Consider the following 9,148-nt stretch of genomic DNA (forward strand, 5'->3'; position numbering starts at 1 on the left):
GTTCTTGCCCACTTTACCTGCGCGAACCAGTATCGGTTCCGGCGCCGGCGAGTTGGCGACCCCGCCACCGCGCGCGGAACACTTCCGGCCCCCGCCACAGCCCCGCGCCGGCGGAACACCGCCGCGCCCACGCTCCGCCGCCCGGCCATCATGGCGCGGCGAGCGGGGCCGACTCTCGACCACCCGTCACCACCGGGACGGTCCCCGCGGGACCGGGTCAGGTGCCGGGCGGCAGTTCGCGAGGACTCGGCGGTTCCGGCAGCCCGCGTGCGGCGCGGCCGGACAGCGCGTTTTCCGCGGCGGGTTCCAGGTGTGTCGTGGCCGAGACGATCGCGTCCGAGTCGAGGACCAGTTCGGCGTCCACCACCGAGTGGCCGGACGATGCGGTATCGCCGGAGTCGCCGGTTCCCGGCCGGGTCTGCTCGGCGGGACCGTCGATCGTGATCTTGCGGGTACGCCGCAAGGTGAAGGTGATCTCCTCGGCCTCCGTGAGGACATGCCGTGCGGTACGAAGCGGGCGGCCCGCGACATCGAGGGCGTTGTCGACCGCGGAACTGACGAAGCCCGGAACCAGTGGGCGGATCATCCGGGCGGCGGTGCCGGTGAACGGAACGGTACCGATGAGCGGTAGCACCAGGTCGTCCGGCCGGGCGGACGGTCGCGAGCCGACCGGCGCGGGCAGTGCCCGGCGGTCGACCCGTTCGAGCTCGGTGCCGGCGGGGCGAGTGCTGTCCGCGGCGTCGGCACCGCGTTCGGTGACCCCGATCTCCAGGCCGCCGATCGCGGCGATCACCCGGGTGCGCTGTTGTTCCCGGGCGATCGCGGTATCGGCTTCGGCCGCCAGCCGGGCCTCGGCCAGCTGCTGATCGACCCGGACCGCCGCGGTTTCGGCCCGCAGCCGCGCTTGCTGCTCGGCGACGGCCGCGTCGGCGGCGCGTTCGGCCCGGTCGCGGACGGCCGCGGCGGCGCGCCGGCGTTCTTGGGCGGTTTCCCCTCGCCACCAGCGCAGGATGAGCGCGAGCGCGGCCAGCAGGATGAAGAACAGCCAGGTGAGCAGCCGGATTATCAGGGCGCCGAATACGCCGGACGTGTGATCGTTCGCCGCGGACCACCTGGCGCCCAGCCCCCGATCGGCCTCGGCCTCCGCGGCAGCCCGGGCGCTCTGCAGCGCTGCCCGGGCGTCGGCGACCTGCCGGTCCGATGGGGCCACCTGATTCTGCGCTGCCGCCAGGGCGTTACGGGCGTCGTCGAGCATTTCGTTGGCAGTCTGGGTCTCCGGACCGCGGCCCGGTACACCGGTGATCTTGGTCTGCGGGCATTCCGGGGTCGGATTGAACTCACATCGGGCCACCACGAGAGCGGTGTCGATATCGTCCTCGGCCGCGGCGATGGTGCGGTCCAGCGCGGCCCGCTGATCGATCGCGCGGTCCAGTTCGTCCTGCACGGGACGTACCGCCGGCGCGGTGAGCGCGGCCGCGGCCGCACGGTCGTCGAGGATCCGATCGATGGTGCCGGCGAACAGCACCGTGGTCGCGAGTTCGGCCACCAGAACTCCGGCGATCACCGCGACCCCGAGCCGCAGCGCCACCGCGGGAGTATTGGTCTCGCCCGCCGGGCGGTCGGGGCGGGCCGTGGCCTCGGCTCCGGCAAGTGCCCGGCCGATCAGGCCGGCGAAGAGTCCGGCGATCAAGGCCGCGACCGCGACCACGGGCAGGGACCACGCGCCCAGCCGCAGTGCGACCCCGGTGACCCCCGCGCTGACCACGGCGAACAGCGCCACACCGACACCGGTGAGGAGGTAGCCGGTGCGCTCGTATCCGTCGGCGGTCTCGGTGGGCTGCCCGCCGCCGAGCCAGATGAACATGCCGGTGACGCTCATGGGATCCATAACCTCTGCAGCTGTCATCGATTCGTGCCCTCAGCGTGACAGGCGGCACGCCCGCACATCGAGCCTTGGCGGGCGGGTGTGGTCATCTTCACAGGAGCCGCGGAGCGTGTCGTCCGGCGAGTTCGTCCGCGACCGGGACCCGGGCCATGGGCTGGGTGAATTCCGTGCGGGCGCAACCGAAACCGGCCGCGATGGACGCCCGGAAGTGTGGCGTGCAACACGGCGGATGCGGTTTGCTGATCGTGTGCTGAAGGCCCGTGAACGCAAAACAGTCCGGACGGTCGGATCATGTTCTGTGCTTGTCACGCCGCTGTCACGAACATCTCATCGGCCCGTGCCACAGTTAGCCGCAGGTGGGTGGGTTTGCCGGTGGCCGCCGCCGGGAATTCATCTTCGATGCAGGTGAGCGTGGGTTCGGCGGATGTGGAATCACATCGGGAAACGGGCCGGACCGGTGGATCGCCGCTGTTCGGAGGGCCGATCCGGAATCGATTCCCGCCCGAATGCTGCTTTACACTAGAAAACGCGCATATGTGGAGGAACGAATGAAGAAGCCCAGCTAGACGGAATTATTAGGGCAACCTTGGTTGGTTGGGTTCCGGACCTGGCTTATCGTTTGCTCTTACGCCGCACATACCGATGTCCGGCCGAAGGCACGTTCGGGCAATCAATCGGCACAGGCCAGCCTAGCGGGCGAAACCCGCCTCCGGGTTCCGAGTGCGTAAGCGCTTCGTTACCAGCGGGCACCGGCGCACCAACGCAGGTGGACACAACTTCAGACGTGACTGCACGCCGAACACCATCAGCGCGGCTGGTGTCGGCCAACGTACGAACGCAGTGCTAGCAGACAGCGTTCGACAGTACCGGCGTTCGACAGGGCGTTCTCTCCAGGCCGCACCACGTCGAGGTCGACTTTCTCGAAGGCAGAGGCATGACGCAACTACCTGGCCACAGGTCCCCCGGACCCATCGGGCTCTATGACCCGGCGAACGAACACGACGCATGTGGTGTCGCGTTCGTCGGTGATATGCACGGCCGCCGCAGCCGTGACATCGTCGACAAGGCCATTACGGCCCTGTTGAATCTGGAGCACCGCGGTGCCGCGGGCGCCGAGCCGAACTCCGGTGACGGCGCGGGCATCCTGATCCAGGTTCCCGACCGCTTCTTCCGCGCGGTGGTCGATTTCGACCTGCCGCCGGAGGGGTCCTACGCCACTGGTATCGCCTTCCTCCCGCAGGCCCGGCGCGAGGCCGCGCGGGCCTGCTACGGCGTCGAGAAGATCGTCAAGGAAGAGGGCCTGGCGGTACTGGGCTGGCGCGAGGTCCCGATCGACGAATCGTCGCTCGGTGCACTCTCGCGTGATGCCATGCCGCTGTTCCGGCAAGTCTTCATCGGCTCGCCCGCCGGGTCGGAGGAGCAGCTCTCCGGGATGGATCTGGAGCGGCGTGCCTACGTCATCCGCAAGCGGGTGGAACACGAACTGGGCAAAGCCGGCGCCGGTGAGGGCGCGGTCGGTAAAGAATCGGTGTACTTCCCGAGCCTGTCCGGCCAGACCTTCGTCTACAAGGGTATGTTCACCACGCCGCAGCTGCGTGCCTTCTACCTGGACCTCCAGGACGACCGGGTGGAAAGCGCCCTGGGCATCGTGCACTCCCGGTTCTCCACCAATACTTTCCCGTCGTGGCCGCTGGCCCATCCGTTCCGCCGGGTCGCGCACAACGGTGAGATCAACACCGTCGCCGGTAACGAGAACTGGATGCGGGCCCGCGAGGCGCTGCTGCGTTCGGATGTCTTCGGCAAGGATTCCGCCGGCAAGAACCGGCTGGAGAAGATCTTCCCGGTCTGTACCCCGGGCGCCAGCGATACCGCGCGCTTCGACGAGGTGCTGGAGCTGCTGCACCTGGGCGGCCGCAGCCTGCCGCACGCGGTGCTGATGATGATTCCCGAGGCCTGGGAACGCAACGAGAACATGGACCCGGCGCAGCGGGCGTTCTACGAGTACCACTCGATGCTGATGGAGCCGTGGGACGGTCCCGCCTCGGTGTGCTTCACCGACGGCACCGTGATCGGCGCCGTGCTCGACCGCAACGGGCTGCGCCCGAGCCGGATCTGGGTCACCGAGGACGGCCTGGTGGTCATGGCCTCCGAGGTCGGTGTGCTGGATATCGACCAGTCCAAGGTCGTGCGCAAGATCCGGTTGCAGCCGGGCCGCATGTTCCTGGTGGACACCGCGCAGGGCCGGATCGTCGGCGACGAGGAGATCAAGGCCAAACTGGCCGCCGAGCACCCGTACCGGGAATGGCTCGATGCCGGTATCAAGCACCTCTCCGATCTGCCCGACCGCCCGCATGTGCACATGTCGCACGACCGGGTGCTCATCCGGCAGCAGATCTTCGGGTACACCACCGAGGAACTGAACCTGCTCATCTCGCCGATGGCCAAAACCGGCGCCGAGGCGCTGGGCTCGATGGGTACCGACACCCCGATCGCCGTACTGTCCGCGCGGCCGCGCCTGCTGTTCGACTACTTCTCCCAGCAGTTCGCGCAGGTCACCAACCCGCCGCTGGACGCCATCCGCGAAGAGGTGGTCACCAGCCTGCGCCGCCATATCGGCCCGGAGGCCGATCTGCTGCATCCGAGCCCGGAGTCCTGCCGGCAGATCGCCATCCAGCAGCCGATCATCGATAACGACGAACTGGCGAAGCTGGTCCATATCAACGACGACGGCAGCCAGCCCGGCCTGCGGTCGGTCGTCGTGCGCGGTCTGTACGAGGTCGCGGCTGGCGGCGAGGGTCTGCGGCGCGCGCTGGACGCGATCAACACCCAGGTCTCGGCCGCGATCGACGGTGGTGCCCGCATCATCGTGCTGTCGGACCGGGAGTCCAACGAGAAGCTGGCGCCGATCCCGTCGCTGCTGCTCACCTCGTCGGTGCATCACCACCTGGTTCGGGAACGCACCCGCACCATGGTCGGGCTGGTGGTCGAGGCCGGTGACGCTCGCGAGGTGCACCATATGGCCACCCTGGTCGGTTTCGGTGCCGCCGCGATCAACCCGTACATGGCCTTCGAATCGATCGAGGACATGCTCGAACGGGGCGCGCTGACCATCCCGGGCAGCACCGGCGACCTGGCCGCCGATTACCGCAAGGCCGTCGCCAACTACAACAAGGCCGCGAGCAAGGGCGTGCTGAAGGTGATGTCCAAGATGGGCATCTCCACCGTCGCCTCCTACAACGGCGCGCAACTGTTCCAGGTGATCGGCCTGTCGCAGGAACTGGTGGACGAATACTTCACCGGCCTGCGCTCGCATCTGGGCGGTATCGACCTGGACGAGATCGCCACCGATGTGGCGACCCGGCACAAGGTCGCGTTCCTGGAGAACCGCAACGAGCGCGCGCATCGTGAGCTCGAGGTGGGCGGCGAGTACCAGTGGCGGCGTGAGGGCGAATACCACCTGTTCAACCCGGACACGGTGTTCAAGCTGCAGCATTCCACCCGCAGTGGGCAGTACTCGATCTTCAAGGAGTACACCAAGCTGGTCGACGACCAGTCCGAGCGGCTGGCCTCGCTGCGCGGCCTGATCAAGTTCAAGAAGGGTGCGCGCTCGCCGATCTCGATCGACGAGGTGGAGCCCGCCTCCGAGATCGTCAAACGTTTCTCGACCGGCGCCATGAGCTACGGCTCGATCTCGGCCGAGGCGCACGAAACCCTGGCGATCGCGATGAACCGGCTGGGTGGCCGCTCCAACTCCGGTGAGGGCGGCGAATCGCCGGCCCGGTTCGAACCGGAGGAGAACGGCGACTGGCGGCGCAGCGCGATCAAGCAGGTCGCCTCGGGCCGGTTCGGCGTCACCGCGCACTACCTGACCAACTGCACCGATATCCAGATCAAGATGGCCCAGGGCGCCAAGCCGGGCGAGGGCGGCCAGCTGCCCGCGCACAAGGTGTATCCGTGGGTCGCCGAGGTCCGGCATTCGACGCCGGGCGTGGGCCTGATCTCGCCGCCGCCGCATCACGATATCTACTCGATCGAGGATCTGGCGCAGCTCATCCACGATCTGAAGAACGCGAACCCGCAGGCGCGGATTCACGTGAAACTCGTCGCCGAGCCCGGCGTCGGTACCGTCGCGGCGGGTGTGTCCAAGGCGCACGCCGACGTGGTGCTGATCTCCGGTCACGACGGTGGTACCGGTGCCTCGCCGCTCACCTCGCTCAAGCACGCGGGCGGCCCGTGGGAGCTCGGCCTGGCCGAAACCCAGCAGACGCTGCTGCTCAACGGTCTGCGCGACCGGATCGTGGTACAGGTCGACGGCCAGATGAAAACCGGCCGCGATGTGATGATCGCCGCGCTGCTCGGCGCCGAGGAGTACGGTTTCGCGACCGCGCCGCTGGTGGTCTCCGGCTGCATCATGATGCGGGTCTGCCATCTCGACACCTGCCCGGTGGGTGTGGCCACCCAGAACCCGGTGCTGCGCGAACGGTTCACCGGTAAGCCGGAATTCGTCGAGAACTTCTTCATGTTCATCGCCGAAGAGGTCCGGGAACTGCTGGCGGAGCTGGGTTTCCGCACGCTGGACGAGGCCGTGGGCCGGGTCGACCTGCTCGACACCACCAAGGCCAAGCAGCATTGGAAGGCCAGCAAACTGGACCTGTCGCCGATCCTCGACGATGTCGAGACGGCGTTCATGTTCCAGGATCGCCGCCGCACCAAGGATCAGGACCACGGCCTGGACAAGGCCCTGGACAACGAGCTGATCGCGCAGAGCCGCGACGCGCTCGAATTCGGTAAGCCGGTCAAGATCGATACCAAGATCACGAACGTGAACCGCACGGTCGGCACCATGCTCGGCCACGAGGTGACCAAGCTGTACGGTGGCGCCGGCCTCCCCGACGACACCATCGACATCACGCTCACCGGTTCCGCCGGTAACAGCTTCGGCGCTTTCGTGCCGGCGGGTATCACCCTGCGCGTCCAGGGCGACGCCAACGACTATGTCGGCAAGGGTCTTTCCGGCGGCCACCTCGTGGTGCGCCCGGCGCCCAACGCCCCGGCCGATTTCAAGGCCGAGGAGAACATCATCGCGGGCAACGTGATCCTGTTCGGCGCGACCAGCGGCCAGGCGTTCATCAACGGGGTCGTCGGTGAGCGGTTCGCCGTGCGCAACTCCGGCGCCACCGCGGTGGTCGAGGGCGTGGGCGATCACGCCTGCGAGTACATGACCGGTGGCCGCGTGGTGATCCTGGGCGAGACCGGCCGTAACTTCGGCGCCGGTATGTCCGGCGGTATCGCGTTCGTCTACGACCCCGACAACACGTTCAGCGGCCGGGTCAACCCGGAACAGGCGGACGCCATCGAGGCGCTGTCCGGTGACGATTTCACCTGGCTGCGCGACATCATCGGCCGGCACCGGGACCAGACCGGTTCCGCTGTCGCCGAACGGATCCTGGGCGACTGGTCGCAGCAGGTGAACCACTTTGTGAAGGTCATGCCGCGCGAGTACAAGAAGGTGCTGCTCGCCATCTCCGAGGCCGAGAAGAGCGGCAAGGACGTCGACGCTGCGATTATGGAGGCCGCTCGTGGGTGACACCCAAGGATTTCTGAAGCACACGTCCCGGGAGTTACCCGAACGCCGTCCGGTGCCGTTGCGGCTGATGGACTGGAAAGAGGTCTACCAGGAGGGTTTTCCGCACGAAACGCTGCAGCGGCAGGCCAGCCGCTGTATGGACTGCGGTATCCCGTTCTGCCACAACGGCTGCCCGCTGGGGAACCTGATTCCCGAGTGGAACGATCTGGTGTATCAGGACCGCTGGCGCGAAGGTATCGACCGGCTGCACGCCACCAACAACTTCCCGGAGTTCACCGGGCGGTTGTGCCCGGCGCCGTGTGAGGCATCCTGCGTGCTCGGGATCAACCAGGATCCGGTGACCATCAAGCAGGTCGAGGTCGAGATCATCGAGAACGCCTTCGACGAGGGCTGGGTCGCGCCGGTCTATCCGACCCGCCTCACCGGTAAGAAGATCGCCGTGGTCGGTTCCGGGCCCGCCGGCCTGGCCGCCGCGCAGCAGCTCACCCGCGCGGGTCATACAGTGACCGTTTTCGAGCGGGCCGACCGGATCGGCGGCCTGCTGCGGTACGGCATCCCGGAATTCAAGATGGAGAAGCGGTTCATCGACCGGCGGCTGGCACAGATGGAGGCCGAGGGCACCATCTTCAAGACCGGGGTGAACGTGGGCGTCGATATCACCGCCGACGAACTGCGCGAGCGGTTCGACGCGGTGGTCCTCGCCGGTGGCGCCACCCAGGCCCGCGATCTGCCCATCCCGGGCCGCGAGCTGGAGGGTATCCATCAGGCGATGGAGTTCCTGCCCTGGGCCAACCGGGTCCAGCAGGGCGATCCGGTGACCGACGAGAACGGGCTGCCGCCGATCCACGCGCACGGTAAGAAGGTCGTCATCATCGGCGGTGGCGATACCGGCGCCGACTGCCTGGGCACCTCGCACCGGCAGGGTGCGGCCAGCGTGCACCAGTTCGAGATCATGCCGCGGCCGCCGGCCGAACGCGCCGGCTCCACCCCGTGGCCGACCTACCCGCTCATGTACCGGGTCTCCTCGGCGCACGAAGAGGGCGGCGAGCGGGTGTTCTCGGTGAACACCGAGCGGTTCGTCGGCAAGGACGGCAAGGTCACGGGCCTCGAGGCGCATGAGGTCAAGATGGTCAACGGCCGGTTCGAGAAGGTCGACGGCACCGATTTCACGCTCGAGGCCGATCTCGTACTGCTGGCCATGGGCTTCGTCGGCCCCGACAAGCCGGGGCTGCTCACCGATCTCGGTGTCGGCTACGACCAGCGCGGTAACGTCCAGCGGGACAAGAACTGGGCCACCAATATCCCCGGTGTTTTCGTCGCCGGCGATATGGGTCGCGGTCAGTCGCTGATCGTCTGGGCCATCGCCGAGGGCCGCGCGGCGGCCTCCGCGGTGGACAAGTACCTGGAAGGCGAAACCGCCCTCCCGGCACCCATCCCGCCGACGGCGGTCGCCCAGCGGTGAGCCGCTAGGCGCTGACATCCGGCAGGGCGGGGGGGGCGAGAAGGGGGAGGAGCGCGGGGCCGGGGGCAACCACCGGGGCCGTGCGTACCGTCGGCGATCGGGGTCGACATCCCGATCTGGTTGCAGGGCACGGTACTCCGGGCACGGGCTCACGCGGCGGGTTTCGAGCACGGCAACGCCCGGTTGCGCATCCGGACCATCGGGGGCCGCTGGG

At 67.9% G+C, this 9,148-nt stretch carries 3 protein-coding genes; 2 read left to right on the forward strand and 1 reads right to left on the reverse strand.

Annotated features, from left to right (window positions below):
- Window positions 1–217: 217 nt before the first annotated feature.
- The gene (locus QH276_RS03095) at window positions 218–1,879 is read right to left on the reverse strand and encodes a DUF4407 domain-containing protein (protein WP_280402194.1); all 1,662 of its coding nucleotides are present in this window, start codon (window positions 1,877–1,879) and stop codon (window positions 218–220) included.
- 940 nt (window positions 1,880–2,819) lie between these two features.
- Between QH276_RS03095 and gltB the strand changes: the two genes are divergently transcribed.
- Both gltB and QH276_RS03105 read left to right on the forward strand, forming a co-directional pair.
- On the forward strand, window positions 2,820–7,472 hold the full coding sequence (gene gltB, locus QH276_RS03100) for a glutamate synthase large subunit (RefSeq protein WP_280402195.1): 4,653 nt from the start codon (window positions 2,820–2,822) through the stop codon (window positions 7,470–7,472).
- Entirely contained in the window at window positions 7,465–8,934 is a 1,470-nt protein-coding gene (locus QH276_RS03105; RefSeq protein ID WP_280402196.1) for a glutamate synthase subunit beta, read from the forward strand. Before gltB ends, QH276_RS03105 begins: the two co-directional genes overlap by 8 nt.
- Window positions 8,935–9,148: the final 214 nt, after the last annotated feature.

The sequence above is a fragment of the Nocardia carnea genome (assembly GCF_029869215.1).
GTDB lineage: Bacteria > Actinomycetota > Actinomycetes > Mycobacteriales > Mycobacteriaceae > Nocardia > Nocardia carnea_B.